At 45.8% G+C, this 19,699-nt stretch carries 25 protein-coding genes and 4 tRNA genes; 6 read left to right on the plus strand and 23 right to left on the minus strand.

Features of this window, described 5'->3' with window-relative positions; translation table 11 throughout:
- Positions 1-302: 302 nt before the first annotated feature.
- From BO225_RS05480 to BO225_RS05550, 15 genes are all read right to left on the minus strand, one after another.
- A complete protein-coding gene (locus tag BO225_RS05480; RefSeq protein ID WP_076341258.1) occupies positions 303-2,663 on the minus strand; it encodes a virulence-associated E family protein in 2,361 nt (786 codons plus the stop codon).
- Between the two features lie 12 nt (positions 2,664-2,675).
- The gene (locus tag BO225_RS05485; protein WP_233120293.1) at positions 2,676-4,658 is read right to left on the minus strand and encodes a DNA polymerase; all 1,983 of its coding nucleotides are present in this window, start codon (positions 4,656-4,658) and stop codon (positions 2,676-2,678) included.
- Positions 4,621-5,253 carry an ssDNA-binding protein gene (locus BO225_RS05490; protein WP_016319016.1) on the minus strand — a complete coding sequence of 211 codons (633 nt, stop codon included), beginning with the start codon at positions 5,251-5,253 and terminating at the stop codon, positions 4,621-4,623. Before BO225_RS05490 ends, BO225_RS05485 begins: the two co-directional genes overlap by 38 nt.
- 2 nt (positions 5,254-5,255) lie before the next feature.
- Complete coding sequence (locus BO225_RS05495; protein WP_076341260.1) at positions 5,256-6,377, minus strand: DUF2800 domain-containing protein; 1,122 nt, start codon at positions 6,375-6,377, stop codon at positions 5,256-5,258.
- Positions 6,370-6,774 (minus strand): hypothetical protein, encoded by a 405-nt coding sequence (locus BO225_RS05500; RefSeq protein ID WP_076341261.1) that lies wholly within the window; start codon positions 6,772-6,774, stop codon positions 6,370-6,372. The genes BO225_RS05495 and BO225_RS05500 overlap by 8 nt, the downstream gene beginning before the upstream one ends.
- 221 nt (positions 6,775-6,995) lie before the next feature.
- Positions 6,996-7,292 carry a hypothetical protein gene (locus tag BO225_RS05505; protein WP_076341262.1) on the minus strand — a complete coding sequence of 99 codons (297 nt, stop codon included), beginning with the start codon at positions 7,290-7,292 and terminating at the stop codon, positions 6,996-6,998.
- 126 nt (positions 7,293-7,418) lie between these two features.
- Positions 7,419-7,595 (minus strand): hypothetical protein, encoded by a 177-nt coding sequence (locus BO225_RS12330; RefSeq protein ID WP_158023793.1) that lies wholly within the window; start codon positions 7,593-7,595, stop codon positions 7,419-7,421.
- Between the two features lie 183 nt (positions 7,596-7,778).
- A complete protein-coding gene (locus BO225_RS05510; RefSeq protein ID WP_076341263.1) occupies positions 7,779-7,961 on the minus strand; it encodes a hypothetical protein in 183 nt (60 codons plus the stop codon).
- A gap of 13 nt (positions 7,962-7,974) precedes the next feature.
- On the minus strand, positions 7,975-8,154 hold the full coding sequence (locus tag BO225_RS05515; protein WP_076341264.1) for a hypothetical protein: 180 nt from the start codon (positions 8,152-8,154) through the stop codon (positions 7,975-7,977).
- Positions 8,147-8,506 (minus strand): hypothetical protein, encoded by a 360-nt coding sequence (locus BO225_RS05520; RefSeq protein WP_076341265.1) that lies wholly within the window; start codon positions 8,504-8,506, stop codon positions 8,147-8,149. Before BO225_RS05520 ends, BO225_RS05515 begins: the two co-directional genes overlap by 8 nt.
- Positions 8,490-8,732 carry a hypothetical protein gene (locus BO225_RS12335; RefSeq protein ID WP_076341266.1) on the minus strand — a complete coding sequence of 81 codons (243 nt, stop codon included), beginning with the start codon at positions 8,730-8,732 and terminating at the stop codon, positions 8,490-8,492. Before BO225_RS12335 ends, BO225_RS05520 begins: the two co-directional genes overlap by 17 nt.
- Complete coding sequence (locus BO225_RS05530; protein WP_076341267.1) at positions 8,722-9,009, minus strand: hypothetical protein; 288 nt, start codon at positions 9,007-9,009, stop codon at positions 8,722-8,724. Before BO225_RS05530 ends, BO225_RS12335 begins: the two co-directional genes overlap by 11 nt.
- Before the next feature lie 23 nt (positions 9,010-9,032).
- On the minus strand, positions 9,033-9,290 hold the full coding sequence (locus BO225_RS05535) for a hypothetical protein (RefSeq protein ID WP_076341268.1): 258 nt from the start codon (positions 9,288-9,290) through the stop codon (positions 9,033-9,035).
- 77 nt (positions 9,291-9,367) lie between these two features.
- On the minus strand, positions 9,368-9,826 hold the full coding sequence (locus tag BO225_RS12520; protein ID WP_076341270.1) for a BRO-N domain-containing protein: 459 nt from the start codon (positions 9,824-9,826) through the stop codon (positions 9,368-9,370).
- Positions 9,827-9,837: 11 nt separating this feature from the next.
- The gene (locus BO225_RS05550; RefSeq protein ID WP_076341271.1) at positions 9,838-10,038 is read right to left on the minus strand and encodes a helix-turn-helix domain-containing protein; all 201 of its coding nucleotides are present in this window, start codon (positions 10,036-10,038) and stop codon (positions 9,838-9,840) included.
- Positions 10,039-10,191: 153 nt separating this feature from the next.
- Between BO225_RS05550 and BO225_RS05555 the strand changes: the two genes are divergently transcribed.
- The 6 genes from BO225_RS05555 (at position 10,192) to BO225_RS05575 (ending at position 15,071) form a co-directional block, all read left to right on the plus strand.
- Positions 10,192-10,917 (plus strand): XRE family transcriptional regulator, encoded by a 726-nt coding sequence (locus BO225_RS05555; protein ID WP_076341272.1) that lies wholly within the window; start codon positions 10,192-10,194, stop codon positions 10,915-10,917.
- A gap of 58 nt (positions 10,918-10,975) precedes the next feature.
- Complete coding sequence (locus tag BO225_RS12105; RefSeq protein WP_143356774.1) at positions 10,976-11,188, plus strand: hypothetical protein; 213 nt, start codon at positions 10,976-10,978, stop codon at positions 11,186-11,188.
- A 6-nt stretch (positions 11,189-11,194) separates the two neighbouring features.
- On the plus strand, positions 11,195-12,640 hold the full coding sequence (locus BO225_RS05560; RefSeq protein ID WP_076341273.1) for a ParB N-terminal domain-containing protein: 1,446 nt from the start codon (positions 11,195-11,197) through the stop codon (positions 12,638-12,640).
- Positions 12,641-12,672: 32 nt separating this feature from the next.
- Positions 12,673-13,542, plus strand: coding sequence for a DNA adenine methylase (locus BO225_RS05565; protein WP_076341274.1), 870 nt, complete (start codon positions 12,673-12,675; stop codon positions 13,540-13,542).
- A gap of 101 nt (positions 13,543-13,643) precedes the next feature.
- Entirely contained in the window at positions 13,644-13,904 is a 261-nt protein-coding gene (locus BO225_RS05570; RefSeq protein ID WP_076341275.1) for a M78 family metallopeptidase domain-containing protein, read from the plus strand.
- Between the two features lie 6 nt (positions 13,905-13,910).
- Positions 13,911-15,071 carry a site-specific integrase gene (locus BO225_RS05575; RefSeq protein ID WP_076341276.1) on the plus strand — a complete coding sequence of 387 codons (1,161 nt, stop codon included), beginning with the start codon at positions 13,911-13,913 and terminating at the stop codon, positions 15,069-15,071.
- A 79-nt stretch (positions 15,072-15,150) separates the two neighbouring features.
- On the opposite strand, the gene BO225_RS05580 is transcribed toward BO225_RS05575, so the two are convergent.
- The 8 genes from BO225_RS05580 to BO225_RS05615 all read right to left on the minus strand — a co-directional run bounded on the left by BO225_RS05580 (position 15,151) and on the right by BO225_RS05615 (position 19,667).
- Positions 15,151-15,224 (minus strand) — tRNA-Gly (locus tag BO225_RS05580).
- Between the two features lie 4 nt (positions 15,225-15,228).
- Positions 15,229-15,304: transfer RNA gene (locus BO225_RS05585), tRNA-Asp, on the minus strand.
- Positions 15,305-15,326: 22 nt separating this feature from the next.
- A tRNA-Asp gene (locus BO225_RS05590) sits at positions 15,327-15,402 on the minus strand.
- Between the two features lie 21 nt (positions 15,403-15,423).
- A tRNA-Ser gene (locus BO225_RS05595) sits at positions 15,424-15,514 on the minus strand.
- A 107-nt stretch (positions 15,515-15,621) separates the two neighbouring features.
- Complete coding sequence (locus BO225_RS05600; protein ID WP_076341277.1) at positions 15,622-15,990, minus strand: YbaN family protein; 369 nt, start codon at positions 15,988-15,990, stop codon at positions 15,622-15,624.
- On the minus strand, positions 15,987-16,319 hold the full coding sequence (locus BO225_RS05605) for a nitrous oxide-stimulated promoter family protein (RefSeq protein ID WP_076341278.1): 333 nt from the start codon (positions 16,317-16,319) through the stop codon (positions 15,987-15,989). The genes BO225_RS05600 and BO225_RS05605 overlap by 4 nt, the downstream gene beginning before the upstream one ends.
- Positions 16,316-17,953, minus strand: coding sequence for an amino acid ABC transporter ATP-binding/permease protein (locus BO225_RS05610; RefSeq protein WP_076341279.1), 1,638 nt, complete (start codon positions 17,951-17,953; stop codon positions 16,316-16,318). Before BO225_RS05610 ends, BO225_RS05605 begins: the two co-directional genes overlap by 4 nt.
- Positions 17,940-19,667, minus strand: a complete 1,728-nt coding sequence (locus tag BO225_RS05615; RefSeq protein ID WP_076341280.1) for an ABC transporter ATP-binding protein/permease — start codon at positions 19,665-19,667, stop codon at positions 17,940-17,942. The genes BO225_RS05610 and BO225_RS05615 overlap by 14 nt, the downstream gene beginning before the upstream one ends.
- Positions 19,668-19,699: the final 32 nt, after the last annotated feature.

Raw genomic sequence — 19,699 nt, forward strand, 5'->3', positions numbered from 1 at the left:
GTACGGCAACAAATGTAAACAAAGTCACCCCTGTTTCTAAACTTTAAAAAAGTGTACTTTATAGGATTTATAGAATTTCTATACCCCCTTTATTTCTATAATTCCTATATACCTACTTTTATTACTTTACTGATTAAAGTTTGTTTACTTTGTTTACAAAATCACCATTTCCGCTTTAGCTATCGTGTTTTTCCTGTAAACAAAGTTTTTAAGTTTGTTTACGTCCGTTTACGTTTTTAGAAGTTTGTTTACGCCCCGCTTACTTTATTTTTTTGCTCTAGCGTAAACAAACTTTTTAGCTGCTATCGCTTCCTAAAGCCTCTTTGGGCCCCATATCCTCCTGAAAACCTTATTGCGCCACTCGTCCTTTCCCACCCGCACTTCTCTATGATCATCTTGATCTCTCGCTGTTCAGAGTTCGGGAAATTGGCCTTTGAACCATTGAGAAGTTCGCACCATACTTCCAGGGCGCATACCTTCGTTCTCTCTTCTGTTCCTTCGTTGTCGGGGTTGGCCAGCCACTCCGATCTTTCATAGGCGTCCTTCTTGTCCCAGTCCTTAGGGAGCTTGCGCTCCAGGAAGTTTCTGATCAGTTCTTCGCGACTGGAATGGAACCGGAACTCTTCCTGCTTGTCGAGTGCCATGGCTTCCAGTTCTGGTTTCAGAAAAAGCTCTTCCCCTTCTTTGTAGCGGACGTAGGCTTCGGCAAAGATCTCGTCGCGTTCCTTTGGCAGCTCCTTGAAAAGGTCTTTCTTTACCGGATGCTGTCGCACGAGAAGCGGCCAGTATCGGCGGTTGCCTGCGTAGTCCCGCAGGAACTCCACATCGTTGGTCGTACCGAAAAAAACGCACTGGCGTGGGTTGTTGGACACCCGTCTTCCGTAGGCCTTGCGGTACTTGTCATGGGTCTTGGTCAGAAACTGGCGCTGTCCTTCGATGTCGGTACGCCTTGTGAACGTCAGTTCGGCCAGCTCGATGATCCAGGATCCGTCCAGGGCTTCATAGGCTTCCTTGCCTTTGATGTCGCTGATCGTGTCGTTGAACCACTTGCCGCCCAGTGTCGCGAACGTCCAGCTCTTTCCTGTGCCCTGCTGAGGCCCGACAAGCACCAGGGTATAGTCCATCTTGCACCCAGGCTCCATGACCCGCTTTACGCAGGCTGTGATGGCTTTGCGCGTAACAGCTCTCGTATACTCGGTATCCTCTACACCGTGATAGTCGATAAACAGCGTGTCTAGTCGCGGAGTTCCGTCCCATTCTGGCAAGCCATTCAGATAGTCCCGGACCGGATGGAACTCGTTGCGCTGGTGTACGACGCGCAGGCCGTCCTCGATCGCGCTCTTGCCTTTGAGCTGGTACTTCTTTTCGAGATAATAGCGCAGCTGGGCGTCGTCGCTGTCCGACCATCCGGGCTTGGTGCTGTCATATCTCCACCATGGCAGATCGCCGGACTTGACCGGATAACCGTTGAACAGGTCATCCCCTCCGATCCCTTTCAGTGCCTCATCGTTGGTCAGGATCAGCACCGCGTTGTCGATCGTCGTCTTGATGTTGCCGCGCTTGTCGGTCTCCAGCTGGGTCAGCCAGTTCGTTCCCGTCCCTTCCAGATCCTTGAAATCCTCCTCTGCGCTGCTGTACCGTTCTTTCATCAATGTTGCTTTGCAGTCCGGATCTTCTTCGCAGAAGTCGAGCATACGCGTCCAGGAAGGTCGCTTGATGGTCGGTGTGCCTGGCGTGATGTCTTCGTCCAGATCACGGAACAAATGGATCCTGACCAGGTCGAACGCGTTGCATAACTGTGTGCTCGTGGGATCTGTGGCGTGGTTCGAATAGGCGAACTTATCGTCATAGATTACAAGACCCTTTTCGGTGGAGCCCTGAATGTACGTATAGCGGTCCTCGCTGTCTGTAGCCTCATAGACGTCGGGCAGAAACTTGGCGATGGCCTCCTGGATCGAGTATGTACGGCAGAAGGCGCCGACGAAGCCTGTCTTTGCCAGCGGATCCTCCTGCTTGTCGACGGCCCGCTTATGGAGCTCCTGCTGTCTTGATGAGCGCGGCCAGCTCGTAATGTCTTTCCAGTCGATGTATTCGTCAAGCAGCAAGTCCGGATCCAGTTCCTTCCCTTCCTGCTCGTAGAACTCATATACGCCATCTTTTGGTGTGGATGGCCAGAACATCAGTCTCGCCGCCTGATAGGTCGTGTCGTCGAAGTAGTCGATCCCGAGCATCGAAGCGACCATGCGAGCCAAAGGCTCGTACTCGTCCGGATTGATCTCTCTGGATAGTGGGACGATCAGCCGATATTTCGGCTTTTCGGGAACGTGTTTGTGCGTTGAGTACATAGCCAGGCAATTGCCCGGAAAGACGTGCTGCATTGCCTCCCAAAACCCGACCGGCGCGAAGTCGATATCGAGCGTGATCAGCGATCGTTTGATGATGGACAGGCTGTTGCGGTGGCCGTCCTTGAGATACCCGCCGACAAAGCCTCCCACATCTTTAATGGCCCCCTGTTCCTTCTTCGACATCCTTCGATATTCCTGGACTGTCTCTTTTGTATGGTAAGCCGGCCGGATCCGATCGAGCAGCTCATCCCAAGTGACGGACTCGTTGCGGTAAGGATTCTGCCAGCGGTTCTTGCATGTAGCGATTCGAAATTGCATCGCGTTCACCTCTTAATCTTTCTTGTAGTAGTCGGATACAAAGCCGTCGGCCGTCAGGATCAGTCCTGGCGCCCAGTCGATCGGTTCGGCCATTAGATCCTCCAGAATCTGTAAAGACTCTTCAGCCCGATCGGCCGGCACTTCGCAGATGATCTCGTCATGAACATGAGCGATGATCCGGAAATCGGTTCTTTTAGTCACCCGTTCGAGTGCTACGGCCAGACAGTCCCGCGCGATGGCCTGAACGATATTCTCCGTCAGCTTCCCGCCAAAGGTATCGACGCGCGACATCTTCGTTCCTGTGTGTTTCGCGTACGAGATTTTGTCGTCCTTGAGCGTCGGCATCCAGTAGGCCATGCACCGCCCAGAAGGCAACTGGATGAATACATAACCTGGCCGACGAATGAACCGGATGCCGTGGCGGAGATTTACAGCCTCCCCATTGAGGCATCGCTTGAAGCCCGATTCGATTGAACGCCATAACTTGCATATGTGAGGCGAAGCCCCTCGCCACTTCCTTACGATTTCTTTCATCTCTGTCTCATTAAGCCCCATCTTGTCGGCGCCAAACGCGATCAGCGCGCCAATACCACCCTGATAGCCCAAAGCCAATTCTGCCACCTTGCCCTGTTTGCGCAGATGGCTGTTGACTCCATGCTTCTCGACTGGTACGCCGAACATCTGGCTGGCTGAAGCACAATAGATATCTTTCCCGTCGGCAAAGGCTTTCATGCGCCACCCTTCATCAGCCAGCCAGGCAATCACTCTTGCTTCGATGGCACTATAGTCAGCCACGATCAATTTGTGGCCTTCTTCTGGCACGATCACGGTCCGAATGAGAGTCTTGGCTGCTTCGGTGATCGATCCGTACAATAGTGTCAGCATGTCGAAGTCGTTGTTGAGCACACATTGACGCGCCGGATCGAAGTCGTAGAACGCCAATTTAGAGGGCATATTTTGAAATTGGACCAAACGTCCGGCCCATCGTCCGGTACGGCCGCCAAAGAAGCGGAAGCATCCGCGCACACGGCCGTCATCGGAAACGCATTTAGTCATCGCGATATATTTTTTGATCGAGCTCGATCCGGACTCTAAGCGAAGCTCCAGAACTCTTCTAACATCCTCCGGGAGCTCGCCTTTGAGCAGTTCCTTGATCGTCGGCTTGTTGAGCGACTCGATCTGCATCCCAGTCTCCTGATAGATCCACTCCTTGAGCTGGATGATCGAGTTCAGGTTGATACCGCCCGTGATCTTCTCGCATTCTTCTTTCATCTCTTTGACCATGAGCGGGTATTTTTCTGTCAAGTTCTTGATCATCGTCATCTCGAGACGTACTCCAGTATCATTGATTCGCTGATCAATGCAGTAGCGCATCCACTCCTCTTCCGGCATCGGGTATCGCCGCAGCTTGTTGTAGATCTCTTGTTCGACCTCGACGTCGCGTTTGTTGTAGAAGACGAAGCGCCCCCACTTTTCGGGATCGTCTTCGGGCATGTTCCGTGTCCGTCCTCCATTGGCTTTTGTCGGCTTGCACGGCTTGGAGAAGTAGTTGATCAGAAGAGTTCCGGCGCTGTCTTTGGCCAACTCGCACCCGATCGCTTCGGCACAATGTTTCAGAGATGCAGGCAAGCCCAGCTCGCACGCGTGGATCATCGTGCAGTACCAGGCTTTCGGATCAAGGTAATTATGGTTTTTTCCATCGCCAAACGCGTGCGACAGACAGATCCTTTCGAAGCTGGCATTGTGCGCCACCTTCATTACTTCGGGGTCCAGGATGTCCCGTAGCACCTTCGCCGGCATGGTCTTCCGGGTCGGCATCTCGATGACCTGGACCGGATCGTCGTTATAAGCAAAAGCGAGGAGCAGGATCTGAAATCCGGCATCCTCGCAGTAGTTGTATACAGATGATTTGCCGAGGTCGATCGGCGAGTACGTTTCGAGGTCGATGTGCAGCACCCTAGGCGAACGGGTCTTCATCGTTGTCGCCGCTGCCAAAAGCCGATGCCGAAGCCATGTCTGCGAAATCCGACTCTGCCGATGCGGATCCGGTACCCAGCGGTTCGCCATCCGACATCTTGCACACGTTGTTCAACCCTTTCGAGATACCCATACCACCCTGCGGGTGATTATACGGATACATGGACAGCGTGACCTGGCAATAGTCGCCGCCCTGAATGTCTTCTTCGCCAAGATGGACGAGTGCCCCGTCCTGGACGGCTACGACGCCCGGCTTGTTCTTGCGCTTCAGGTTCATCAGGTAACAGCCTTTCACGTCTTCCGCATCCAGCGAGTCAGGACGCAGATCGGAATCGCAGTCGATCAGGATACCCTTGTTGCCGCCGTCCGGACGGATGAGTGGCGTCTTCCCCTTAGACTGGAACTTTGCCCCGTGTTTCTTCACGCCGGCTTCGAAAGCCGCCTTGTAGGCCGCGTTGATCGCGTTCAATGTCTTCTTGTCTTCCTTGTCGATCAGGATGGCCACGCTGTACGATGGCTCCGAGTCCTGATTTTCCGATGCGTATGGTGCGAATAAGTGCGGCCATACGATCCGCACGGTTCCAGTTCTTACATCTTCTGGTCTTTTTGCCATGATTATTCTCCTCCTTTGATCATGTCGCTAAAATCTTCGACCGCATCCGAATAGACGGGCCTTTTATCTGTGATTGGAACAAGCACAGGCTTGCCGCGCGGTTTATCGATATAAACCTCCGCCAATTCTGCGAAACGCTTTTTTCCGCACATCTTTTCAAGGCCGCCAATGCCAAGCAGCTCTTTCGGCTTATAGAGCTTGTTTTCTTCGTATCCTTCAGCAAGCAGCTTCTGGACGAGACTTTCTTTATCGCTGATCGTACGTCGGCTCGTCCCTTCGACAACTTTCCAGCCTTCGAATTCTGCTCCTTCCAAAGCTTGTCTTAAAGCTTCGTCCTGAAGTTCTTTGGCCCACGCCTGGATCGGATCGAGCTCATTAAGAAGCAGAGAGATCTCTTTTTGAGAAAGAAGATGTCGTCTTCGATAGGCTGCGATCTCTTCCATCTGCGCGGCTCTTGCTTTGCATGTCGATCGCGCCTTGCAGAATCGGCAGTGAGCGCCGGCGCATGCTTCTCCTTCGCCGGTCATTGCTTTTTGAGCGGCTGGAACAACGATCGTTTCAAGCCAGTCAAGAATGGCTGTTTTGGTCGTCTCCCACGACGCTACGTTTTGGATCCTAGGCTGGAAGATGTGCAGTGTCACTCGTTCGAAGTCATAGAAGCTTCCGAGCAGATCGATCGCGCCGGCCGCATAAAGCATCAGCTGAGAGTTTTCTTCCGGATCGACCGGGACGCCTTTGCCATACTTAAAGTCGATCACATCAAGTCCGGCGTCAGACACGATCAAGGCGTCGCCTGTTCCAAAACCAGACGGAACCCAGCGCGAATAGTCGAGACGCTCTTCGATCAGCAGTTCCGGATTGTTGTGGCTGTTATAGATGCTGACCACATAGTCTTTGTAGTCGGTCGTGGCCTCATCCATCTCCTTGTCGGAGCACTCGATCTTCTTGCGCCCCTTCGACTTCCACTTCTTCAGCTTCTCTTCACAGATCGAGTGGGCAAGCGTGCCTTCCTGCGTGTAAATGGTGTCGGTATTCGGGAACGTCGATTCGAGCTTGGCTGAAACTGGACAGTTCAGCCATTTGCTCGATGACGATGCCGATAAGAACGCGTGTTGGCTAGGCATGATCAATCAGCTCCATCAGCTCGCCGTACTTCGCAGGGTCGAGTGTCGTTAGATTCTTGGCGCCAAGCTGACTCAGCAAAGCCTTGAATCTAGGCCCATCCAGTTTTGACATCGCGGCCGCTCGAACTTCTTCGAGTGTGTAGGCTTTCTCTTCAGTTGGCTTTGGTTCAGTTTTGGTTTGAGTGTTGGTTTTGGTCACTTCTGGTCGCTTGATCGCCTGCTTGGTTGCGTGCTCGTCTTCGAACGGTCTGTCCAGATCGTCTTTGGTCAGTTTCTGTTTTTCTAAGGTGAATCCCATCTGATCGGGTTCGATCGTGGCCGATGGGTTGGCTAGGAAGCCCATCAGCTGGGCTTCGATTTCGGCGTAGCTGTCGCCTGTGATTTCTACTCTTATCATTCTTTCCTCCTATATATGTTTTTGTTGCGTTGAAAGTTGCTTACCCTCTGCTATAAGGCTTCTTCTCTTCCACGGCTCGTCTCGACCGCAGATCAGGTCGCGATGACGTTTCTCGCGTGCTTCTTCTTGTTGTTTAACGTAATGCAAATAGCTAGCGCATTCGCCGTGGCATGTCGGCGTCCGTTTCGGGCACCGATAACATGGCGCTGTTGCGCCGGGTTTCACGGCTTGTCCTTTTCTGCTTTTTCTAAAGGCCCTTTATTGATTGCGGCACATTTTGTCCGCAAAACGGTCATGGCAAAACGAGCGTCTGTAAGTGCTGATTCCCACGATGTCAAATGATCTTCCATATCATCCAAAAGGAACTCAAAGTTGATGATGCTCATCGGGTCATCCACATGGATCCGACGAGATTCTTTGGTTAAAAGGTCTACGCCTTTTTTCGCCTTTTTTGTGATCTCCTGGCCGAAAAGGATGTTCTTTTCGAGCTTCTGGAGATTCGATTTGATTAAGTGCATTTATGTCTCCTTGTTAAGTTCCGACCCCCTCAAAGAGCTGCCAAGCAAAAGAAAGGAAAAGCGCTTGTTTGAATTGTGTATAGTATCTTGACAGCTCCGTGACGGAGCCGGAATCTATCTTGTTTTTTATTTGTTGTTGATCAGTTCTTTAAGGCATCTCGCCGCCTCCGAGGCGGCATTCACGAGCTGATCGCGCTCGCTTTTGTAAAGCACATCTGTCTCTTCCAAGCACTGCACGATCGACACGCTCTCCAGGAGCTCGCCGATGCACCGATGCGCCCATGTTTCAGTTCTTGTGTCCATTTGGTTCCCTTTCTGTGATGCTCCGGTCCCCTCAAGAGCCTGCCGAGATTTGAAGCTTAAAGCGTTGATTTATAAGGAGATTTACTATGGTCTTTTCACGACAGACTCGTGACGGGACCGGAGTTTGTGTTATAATTCAGTGTGTATATTTTTTCTTGGAGGGCTTTCGCGAGTCCTCCTTTTTTAGCTGTTTACGGTCGCATTTTGCTGTCTGCTAGACGGATCATGGACTCTTCCAGATACTTTCCGAAGTTCCCTTTTCTTTTTCCAGGCTTCGAATTCAGCCTGTACAGTTGGATCAGCGTAGAACTCTGTAAGCTTCTCTTTTGTGATCCCGCGCGCTAGACCTTCTATAATTTTTTCCATTTTGTTCTTCCTTTCAATGTGGCGTCTCAAGCATGAAAGTCAGCAGGATCAGAGCTGCGCCGATCACGCTGGTGATGATTTGGATCTTTCGATGTTCTTTTAGAGCTTCGGTTTGGAGCTCGATCATCGCTTTTTCCTCAAGATGCTTTTGGATGTTCTTGTTGACCCTGGCCATGAACTTGTAGTCAGTCATGAGGTTTTCCTCTTTGGAGAACTTGCTGATAAGCAGCGTCTCCAATTTTTTCAAAGACTGAGTCGATCAGCGACAGCGCTACCCGATATGCTCTTTCTGCCCCCAAGGCATTCCAATATTCTTCCGACTCGTCTTCCTCTTCGTCTTGCGCATCTAAAACTACAGATAAACGAGCATTCAACTTATCACCAATTCGAGTCAATTCCGCTAATAGATCGACTCCAAAAGCAGGATCTGCAAGTTCCATATCTCTAAGAGCATGTTCAAAGCCGGCAAAATAAGATTCATTGATAGATCCATCTGCCAAAGACCGTGCAGCCATCTGATGTAGCCGTTCAATTTGATTTTTCATACGCTTTTCTCCTTTTCCATTCTTCTTTGTAGCAATCCTCACATACCGCATAGCCGAAGCCTGCAAAGTTGTGAATTTCCAGCGAAGTAAAAGTGTCTCGATACCGAACTGGCTTTCCACAGGCTGCACATACTATCGGAGCATTAAGATTTGCGATTGTCACGCTTCCGAGTGGCAACTCATAGGGATCGTACTCGCGGGATTCATAATTCCATTTACCTACCATTTTGCTTTTCCCTTCTTGCTCGATTTGCTGCCGTTACTCTCCTGATTTCTTGTATTTCGCATTGTTTACAAACTGCAAACGGCTCATGATCAACATCGAAAATTTCTCTTGAACTCACGGCTCTTCCGTACTTTATTTCTTTTCCGCACGAAGCACATTTGATCAAAGTGCGATTTAAAGGGCTGTGATACGGTTCCATTAAGGCGCTTCCTTCTGGAACTTCGTATGGTTCGTGCTTCTCGGTGAGCGGGTTCCATTTAACGTTTTTTTCTTTCATTTCCTTTCTCCTATCTATTCCTCTTAAATGCCGTTTAGTTCGGCATAATCCTTCCGGATCTTTGTTTCGCTTGTATTAAGCTTCTTGATCAGTCTAGAAACATGGACACCGCCTTCAAGGGCCTTTTTCCCTTCCTTGGCTACTTCTTCATTGATTTCGTTCATGATCTTTTTTGCGCTTCTATAGCCGCACGGCCAGAATTGTTGGATATCCTGGTTATTGCACCAGCCTTTGACCAGAAGCTCATAGCGTGCTTTTGCGAGTTCTTTGACATCGGCCATTTTTCTCATCTCCTTTTTAATACTCATTGATAGATACGATCGGCATGCTCAGCACTCCGATCATCTCCAAAAACCTTTTAGTAACCCTTCTGCCTCGAGACCATTGCCGTCCCGAGATGTACTGTTTCAAATAAAAGCCGCCTTTGAGATGCGACACCTCCCAAACCTTGTGGGAGTTGTATGGATCTTGATATCTGATTCTTCTCATTTTGTTCTCTCCTTTTTTGATTTCTTTCCTCTCTATTCCAGCGTTTGAAGCGTTTGGCTTCCTCAAGTTTTGAACCAAATATCAAGCTGTATAAGCCTGACTCCGAAATCGCAATCGCTTTTGTGGGGCTACCGTTTTGGGCGGTTAGATTATTTAAATACACTGGTTGTTTATCTTCCGGATCTACATGTTGTCTGATAGCTTTATCCAAATTTGAATATCCTAAAATTCCAGCAACATCTTTTCCAACAAAATATGGTTCATCATTGATGATGGTTGTGCGAACTTGTCCGAATTCGTCGTTTTTAAAAATTTGCAGTTCGTTCATAAGTCTCCTTTCTAATCCACCCTGATTACGAAATCATCAGGTTTCTTGTTTAATGCGCTGCAAATGGCTAAGAACTCGTTTACGTCGCATTTTCTTTTTCCTGACAAGATTTTCGAAAGTTTTTCTTCCGAAATCCCTGCTCTTTTTGCAACGTATTTTTGCTTGATTCCGTTATCATCCAAATATTTCTTCAATTTATCTTTATCGAACATATATGCCTCCTTTCTGTGTTGAGTTTCTTAACACGCCATTACTATAACGTGTATTTTCTTAACAGTCAAGAAAGAAATGTTAAGAAATTCAACATTTTTCTTGTTATAGGGTATCTTTCGGGATAAAATACAAGCAAGAAAGGAGAGCTAAAGATGAACAAATACTTAATTGAGCGCATTAAAGAAGCCCGAAAAGATTGCGGAATGAGTCAAAAAGAAGTTGCTGACATCCTTGGAATTAATCGTTCTACGATAGCAAGTTATGAAACCGGAAATTCAGAACCTGATATAGATACGTATATCAAACTTTGTAAAATCTATAACGCCAACTATGTTGATATCCTTAACAAAGCCTATGAATTACAGGAGATTGCCCAATTTACCCCAACTATCGAAGAAGAATACATTATCGAAAAGATTCGCGATTTAAACGAAGAAGACAAAGTAATGATAGTTTCTTTAATTGAGCGTTTGACTACTAAATCCTCTTTAAAAGTCGAAGACGTGCCGATTCGCTATGTAACGCTGCCTGCTTACGGATATGCCCCGTCGGCTGGTACCGGAAACTATATGCCTGATGACATTCCGGCAAGCACGATCCAGGTTCCGGAGTCTCCATCGGCCGAAAAAGCTGATTTCGTTGTTAGGGTCAGTGGCCATTCGATGGAACCGAAATTCATGGATGGTGATCTCGTCTTGGTTAAAAAAACTGAAGTGCTTGATCCTGGCAAGATCGGTATATTTTCTGTGAATGGCGAAGCGCTGATCAAAGAGTACTTTCCTGATCGGCTGCATTCGCTCAATGCAAGATACAAAGACATCGACCTTAATGACGGCGATACAGTGCGCTGCCTAGGCGAAGTAATCGGGAAATTATAAAAGAAAAGAGGAAAATGAGCCCCTGTCTGGAATAAAAAATATCTTCCCTGTTCCACAAATGCATAAAGTACCCTTAGTCGGAACGATCTCGTGTGGTGAGCCGATCTACATGGACGAGGAGCGCGGCGATTCGGAACTGCTCAATAAGTATTTGGAACTGATTCAAGATGAACAAGTCGGTGTCCTATTTGATAAGGTCGGGAAGCTGACTCCCAAACAACTCAAGGCTGTGTTGACTGTGATTGATGCGATTGATAAGGAAGAAGATTAAATAATTATGAAAAATAACGTCGAAAGAAGAGAAATCAGTTTAAGTTCGCTGGTTATATTTGCAGAAAACCCGAGACACGAACCTGCGGAAAATGAAGAAAAGGCTATGGAACTCTTATGGATAATAGTTGGAAGTCAAAAAATGGTAAATCTAGCTAAAGATATTGCTGAAAATGGATTAAATCCCAACGAACTGCCTATTCTAGTTCCTCTCGCCAGCAAAAAAGGAAAATTCGAAGTTTATGACGGGAATAGAAGGTTGACAGCATTAAGAATACTGAGTGATCCTGACAAATACGACTTTATCTCCACAAGCCAGAAAAGCAAGCTCAAGAGCATCGCGCAAACAAACTTGAGTCGGATCCCGAAAAAAGTCTTTGCTTGCATTACCAGTCAAGAGCACGCTCTGTCTCTTATAAAAAAGACCCATACTGGTGTGGATAGTGGTCGAGGCCGTACGCCCTGGGGTGCAGAAGAAATTCGAAGGTTTGAATTAAAATATGGCACCAGGAAAGATACAACCGATTATATTCTTGAAAAAGCGAACGAATACTTTGAAATCGATAATCTAACCAAACGACTTAGTATCACCTCGATTCGAAGAATCTTTTTTGCATCGGTCAAAAATGCTTTAGGATTCGACGAAAAGAATCCTGCATCTTTCACAAAAGATAGGATTTGTCTCGCGATAAAACTCATAGAAAAAGCAGCAGAGGAGGACAATAGCGGAAATAAAGTATCGAGATGGCATGCAGCGGATGCTGAGAAAATGTTAATGCCTATTATAAAAGAAGAAATAATAAGCCGCCCGCTCTCTCCTATACCTGAGCCGATCGCGCAAAATTCTGGTAAAACATCTACAAATAATGCCACAAAAGGCAATAAAGACAAAAGCGATAAAAAAGAAGGCAATTCGAACAAGTCGAAAGAAGATAAACCAGAACCTCCCAAAGTTCCTTACTTTATGGAAGGCTTGGATTTAAGCGGCTTATCTAAAAACGAACAAGGGAATCACGGGATTATTTCAATTGGAAATGAATTATTGAAGATCTCTAAAAACAAAGCAGTCGATAATTATCCATTGGCATCAGCAATGCTTTTGAGATCGCTTGTCGAAGCGGTATTGATCCGTCACCTAAAAACAAAAACCGACGAAGAAGGAAAACCTCATTGGAGTCATCTAGCTAATGAGACGAATGGCTATCCATCTTTATCTAAAATCATCAAATACTATGGTAAGTGTCATCAAGGCCTCTTAGATCACACTCACAAAAGAACATTTGATCAATGCTTAGGAGATCAAAGCAAGGTAATCGAACCAATTAATTTATTGATCCACCACCCTGAAAAATTCCGTGAGCCCGAATATAAAATTAAAGATTGGCCAAAACTTGGTCTACTTGATTTGTTAAACTACCTGATTAAAGAAATTTCTGGCCAAAATGCTATTTAGCGTTTATCCTTATCACGAGGAGGGTGAAAAAAATGAATAATTCACCACTAAGATATCCTGGAGGAAAACATAAGCTGTTCCGTTTTGTCCAGCAGCTCATCAAAGAAAACGGCTGCATAACATATATTGAACCTTTTTGTGGGGGTGCTGCAATAGCTTTAGAACTATTGAGAACCAACACTGTACAAAAAATCATAATGAACGATTTGGACCGCGGCATCTATCTAATGTGGAAAATGATTCTGGAAAGACCTGAAGAATTAATTGAAAAAATGGACAAAACAGAAATCACGTATGCAGAGTGGGAACACCAGAAATGTGTTCGAGCTAATTTGGAAGAGCATTCCGATCTTGATATAGCGTTCTCTACCCTTTTCCTTAATAGGACTAATCGCTCAGGAATCATCGATAAAGCAGGCCCTATTGGGGGTAAAAAACAGGATGGGGCTTATAAGATCGGCTGTCGATTCAATAAGGAAAAACTGGCCAAAAAAATCCGTTTAATCCATTCAATGAGGAATAGTATTAGTTTGTATAATTTGGATGCCCGTGATTTCTTAGAAAAAGTCGTTGCTAAAGAAAAAAACGCATTTACGTTTTTCGATCCACCCTATTTCCATAAAGGGCAGGAACTCTATTCAGATTTTTTAGGGTCTGAAGACCACCAGCAGCTTGCCACGCTCATAGTTGATCATCTTAGGCATGAAAAATGGATTGTTACATATGATAATGTCCAGGAGATCAAGGATTACTATTCACCAGTCAATGGGTTCGAGTACAGCCTTCAATATACGCTGCAAGAGAAGAGAAAAGCCACAGAATTGATATTTTTTTCGCCTGATGTAAGAATTCCTAAGTTGTCAAAATATATACATTTCATAGGTAAAACTCCCTTTCGATAGTACCAATAGTTTATTGGATATAGGGAAACAGGAAGGTTAATAATATTTCAGACACCGATATTGTCATAATTGGCTTTATTATCAAAAAAGGATGTGATGGAATGACATATGAGGATTTTTTAAGATTTAATCAAATTAGTGTTGTTTTTGAACCGCTTCCTTATTCGATCAAGGGCTTCTGCAGGAAGAAGGGCGAATGGATCGTGATCGTACTGAATGCCCGCTGCGATCTGGCTGAACAGAGGCGTGCGCTTGATCATGAGCTTGCCCATGCGCTGAATGGTCATTTGGATATGTACGACTATGAAGAATGCGAGAGTGCTGTTGCTTTTCAGAGCGGACAACGGAAAAAGAAAGGATGAACAAGGATGCCTGTCTATAAAGATGAAAAACGGGGGACTTGGTATGTCGATATCCATTATACCGATCAAAACGGAAAAAGCCGACATATAACGCGTAGAGGGTTCAAAAGAAAAGGAGATGCCAAAGCGGCTGAAGAGGATATTTTGAGAAATCTGGCGGATAATCTTCCCTCTTCAATGACTCTCGATGAACTGGTTGATCAGTTCAACAAAAACTATGCGATCGAAGGAATAAAAGAGTCGACAATGATCAGTAATTATTCGGTCTATAAGCAGCATATTCATAAGCAGCTCGGTTCCACAAAGGTCAAGAGCATCAAAGCTAAAACTGTAATGGACTGGATGAGCGATCTAATCGCCAAGGAAAAACCGGACGGAAAAAAATATTCAGAAAATACAATCAATAATACGAAAATGACTTTATCGACGTACCTGAGCTATGCCGTCAAATTGGAGATCTTAGAATCCAACCCATGCCACAAGGTTAAAAAGTACAAAGATCAAAGCCATATGAGCCCAAAAACGGATGCGGAAATCAATTTTTGGTCTCAGACAGAGTTCAATAAATTCTATGATGCGATAGACGATACGTTTTGGAAAACTGTCTTTTCCTTTCTTTGGGAAACAGGAGTTAGAAGAGGAGAGCTCATCAGCCTTCAATGGCAGGATATAGAGTTTGAAAAAAGAACTATTATGATCAGGTCTACAGCTACGAATAAGACTTCCAAAAAGGGGATCATAAGAACATCTCCAAAAACGAAACGATCGAACCGAAGAATAGATATGACTTCCTCTCTCGAAGCCGCTCTTTTGGATAGGTTCCGGAATGAACAAACAAAAGATGGCTTCTGCTCAAACTGGTATGTTTTTGGAGACTTTAGGGCGCTGTCTCCGACCACATTAAAAAGGAAACATGATCAATACACAGAAGCAGCAAACGTTAAACATATAACCTTGCACGGATTTCGACATAGCCATGCAAGCATTATGATCATGAACGGCATGCCAGATCAGCTGGTCGCCGATCGACTAGGACACTCTGTAGAGACTCTGCATAAAGTTTATACCCATATCTATGAAGAACAAAGAGTGTCGTTTAAGGAAGCGCTGAATAAAATTTATAATATAAATTCCTCACAGCTTCCTCACGACTGCTTTTTGGGCTAAAATCAGCAATAACAATTCACCCGATTTTCCTTTATATAAAGCAAAAAACCGCATTTCTGCGGTTTTTAACTCAACTAGATGGAGCAGATGACGGGAATTGAACCCGCGTATCAGCCTTGGCAAGGCTGTGTTCTACCATTGAACTACATCTGCATGATGGCGGTCCAGATGGGACTCGAACCCACGATCTCCTCCGTGACAGGGAGGCATGTTAACCACTACACCACTGGACCAATATTAGATTGAAAATAATGATGGCGGTCCAGATGGGACTCGAACCCACGATCTCCTCCGTGACAGGGAGGCATGTTAACCACTACACCACTGGACCAATATAATCTTATAATAAAGATGGCGGAGATGGAGAGATTTGAACTCTCGCGCCAGTTTCCCGACCTATACCCTTAGCAGGGGCACCTCTTCAGCCACTTGAGTACATCTCCAAGAATTGTTTCGGTCGGCGCTACTCATCAGCGCTCACTTATATTAACATAGACAAAAACTAGATGCAATAGAAAAAATAAAAAAAAGCGATTTTTTTCGCTTTTTTTTACTCCGATTCCAAAGTCTTGATTCCATATTTAAAATAGAGAACGTGTCCGATCCAAACGCACACTAAGATCGCTTGACCAATCGGCACGTTTCCCATCATGATAAACCCTAAAGCCATTGTCATCGTGATGATCGCCATGACACGGATCTTCCCCTTGCGATGCATGCCCCGCTCTTTGACCCAGCTTTCTAAATTGTCTTTGTATAGATTTGTAGAAAGGAACCAATCATTCAAACGTTTCGAACTTCTTGCGAAACCAAAAGCCGCTAACAACAAAAACGGAAAAGCAGGAAGTAAAGGCAAGAGTGCGCCTAGAACACCTAGACCTAGACCAATAAATCCAATCAATAAATACGCTATTTTCATACATTTCCCCTTTTTTTAACTTTCTTCTTTTTCCAATTTTCTTTCATCGAGATATAGCCATGCTTGAAAACAAGCAAAGGATGACGAAATATCAAGCGCGGTCCCGAATAACGCATCACTTTCCGGATCTCTTCCCGCATCTCTTTTTGATAACAATGAACTTGGCAAGCCGAACAAAACGTTTTTTGCTCCATAAACGGGCAAACGAGGATCCTCTTTTTCGCATATTCGATCAAACGCTCAGGATCGCCTTCATGACTACGATAATAGAGTTCGATCATTTCGCTAACGAGCCGGATCTCGTGCTCTCTTTTATCTTCGATCTTCATGCTTTCCCCATCTCTAAGCGTAAATCGCAGTTTTGAAGCGTCGATTCTCGATGCGAAACTAAAATGATCGTTTTCCCATGTTTCGAATCATCGATCGACTTCAAGATGATCGCCTCATTCAAACTATCCAGATTGCTTGTCGGCTCATCCAAAAATAAGACTTTCGCCCCACTCAAAAAAGCGCGCGCCAAACCAATTCTTTGCTTCTCTCCTCCCGAAAGCGAACTTCCAAGTTCTTGAACCAAAGTTGAATATCCTTGCGGCAAAGAAAGAATGAAGTCATGAATATTCGCTTTCCGACACGCCTCCTCGATTTCTTCTAGAGACGCCCCTTCCTTTACGAAAGAAATATTCTTCTCGATCGTATCGTGAAATAGATGCGTCTCTTGACTCACGCAGCTTTGATGATCTCGAAGCGCGCTCGTCTGGATTGTTTGGATCTTCTTTCCATCCACTAAGATCTTTCCTCGCTCCACATCCCAAAAACGCATGAGCAGCTTCAACAACGTTGACTTTCCGCAACCACTTGCTCCCCGGATCCCCAATACCTTGCCTTGTGGGATCTTGAGAGAAAAATCCTGCAGAACAAGATCTTCACCATATCCAAAATCGACACCATCGACCTCAAGACGATCGAAACTCGGCTTTGTTCCCGTTTTGACTTCTTCGACGACCGCTTCCTCTTCAAGCAAATCCAGCAAACGATTTCCCGCCCCTAAAGTCGGTGCGAGTCCTGTTCCTAGATTCGAAAGCGCGATCACAGGACCAAAAGAAGAAATCTGTAAAAGCGGAGAAATCAGCAGCGCCTCATAAGAAATAAAACCATTTTGATACAACCAATACGACCACAAAAACATCAGCACCGAAAAGAAGAGGATCAGCGCATTGCTCATCGACAGACCAAGCCCCATCTGCTGTTTGATCTTCTTTTCTTCTTTGGCATGCCCTCTCGTCTTATCGATCAAGCCTTCTTTATACACGTCGGCCGATCCAAATTGAAGCAGATCCTGGATCCCTCGAACGCCCTCAAGCATCCTCGCGTTGATCATAGCGCTCTTCTCACGATAAGAACGACCAGCGCTCATCGTGGATTTCGATAAAAAATAAGGCAAAAGCCCGCCAATCGTTCCATACGCGATCAAGGCAAGAAGCGCTAAAGAAAAATGCAGCGACCCTTGCCATAAAACACAAATCAAAGAAACAAGAAACGCGATACAGACTGGCGAGATCGTATGGGCATAGAACACTTCGAGAAGTTCCACATCGCTCGTGATCAAAGAGATCAAGTTTCCTTTTTCCTTCGTCTCCAATTTAGCAGGCGCTAACGCGCGAAGCTTTCGAAAGATTACATCTCGAATATGCGCTAAAAGCTTAAAAGCAATATAATGATTGCTTGCTTGTTCCGCATAGCGGAGCACTCCTCGCATAAAGGCGCAAAACACCATTGTCCATAGGATCGGTTGCCACGACTCATTGGCCAAGATCTTCAAGATCCCATATCCTCCAAGAATCGGAATCAAGATCGCAGCCATAAATCCAGCCACACCCATCAAGATCGCCATGATCACGATCCACTTCATATCGCCGACAAAACCAATCAAAGAAGATAAGATCTGAAAATTACTTCGCTTCATCTTGCGTTCCTCCATTGTACCGTTCCAAATTTTGCTGGGCGTTCCATAAACGAGCATATTCCCCTTTGTTTTTTAGGAGCGTTTCATGATCACCAACTTCTTGGATCGCTCCTTCTTTTAGAACATAGATCCGATCCGCATCCATGCTGTTTTTCAAACGATGCGAGATCATGATGATCGTCTTGTCGTCTAGATCTTTGACCGTTTGAATGATTTGATCTTCGCTTTCTACATCGACATTGCTTGTCGACTCATCCAAGATCATGACTCCACTATTTTTCAATAGCAATCTTGCCAGAGCCAAACGCTGTCTTTGACCGCCCGAAAAATTCGAACCACCTTCTTTGACAGGCGTCTGCAAACCTTCTTTTTCTTGAAATAGATCCGCGATCCCTGCTTGCTTGAGCGCGATCCACATTTCTTGCTCGGAAGCATCGGCTTTTCCCATTTTCAAGTTGATTCCTACCGTCCCCAAAAATAGTGAGGATGTATGTCCTAAATACGAAATATGCGGAGAATAGATGCTTGGCTCAATTTCACAGATCTCACTTTCATTCCAGCAAATCGAGCCCGTATTCGGCTGCAGGATCCCCATCATCAAATGAGCAATCGTGCTTTTTCCCGATCCCGATTCGCCTACGAACGCGATCTTTTCCCCTTTCTTGATCGAAAGCGAAAGATTTTTTAAAATCGGCTTCTCTTCATACGCAAAGGAAAGGTTCTCTATCTTTAAAGAGGAAAAAGGCGCAAGTTCTTGGATCGGATGTTCTTTTTCTTCAAGATCGAGAAGCTGGAACATCGTATCGCTGGCCGCCATTCCATTCATTGCGATGTGGAAATACGAACCAAGGGTCCGCATCGGAATAAAGAATTCAGCCGACATCAGAACGATGAACAACGCTCCAAATAAAGTGATGGTTCCATTTTGAAAAGAAGTGAGCATGCTGATGATACCTGCCGCTGCACCACCGTATGCGACAAGATCCATGATTGAAATCGAATTGAGCTGCATGATCAATACCCGCATCGTGATCTTGCGGAATTGTTCGGCTTCTTCCTTCATTTCTTCTTGTTTTCTTTCGTCCGCTTGATAGATCTTCAACGTGCTCAAACCTTGTAGGTTTTCTAAGAACCGATCGCCTAATTGAGTATATTGGCCCCAATATTTGCTCAAGAGCTTCTTGGCGATCTTTTGCACAAACACGATCGATACGGGAATGAGCGGCACGCACATGAATAAGATCAAAGCCGCTTTCCAATCAAACCATAGCGTGATCAAAAATAATGTCAGCGGCGCGAGCAACGCAAAGAAAAATTGCGGAATATAATTGCCAAAATACGTTTCGAGTTGATCGACACCCTCGCTGCTGAGCTGAACGATTTGCGCTGTCGAGAATGTTTTTAAATACGAAGGTCCGATCTTTGAAAGTTTTGAAAACAATCTCTCTCGCATCTGCTCTTTCACTAGCGAAGAAGAGGCGAAACTCATCTGAACCGCGCGATCATTGCAGATCATACGAACGCACAAAGAAAGGATCATGATTACGAATACGATCCAAGAAATAGGTCGTTGTTCAATGGCTGAAGCGATCAAGTACGCGATCGACGCACTCAAGATCACATTCATTAATAAACCAAGCCACTGAAACAAAACATTCAGTCGAATATACTGAGCGCTTTTTGGAAAAGCTTTCAATAAACGGATATTGATCATAACGATAGTTAGTCTCCTTTAACATTAGTTAG

The organism is Dubosiella newyorkensis, assembly GCF_001945605.1.
Lineage (GTDB): Bacteria > Bacillota_I > Bacilli_A > Erysipelotrichales > Erysipelotrichaceae > Dubosiella > Dubosiella newyorkensis.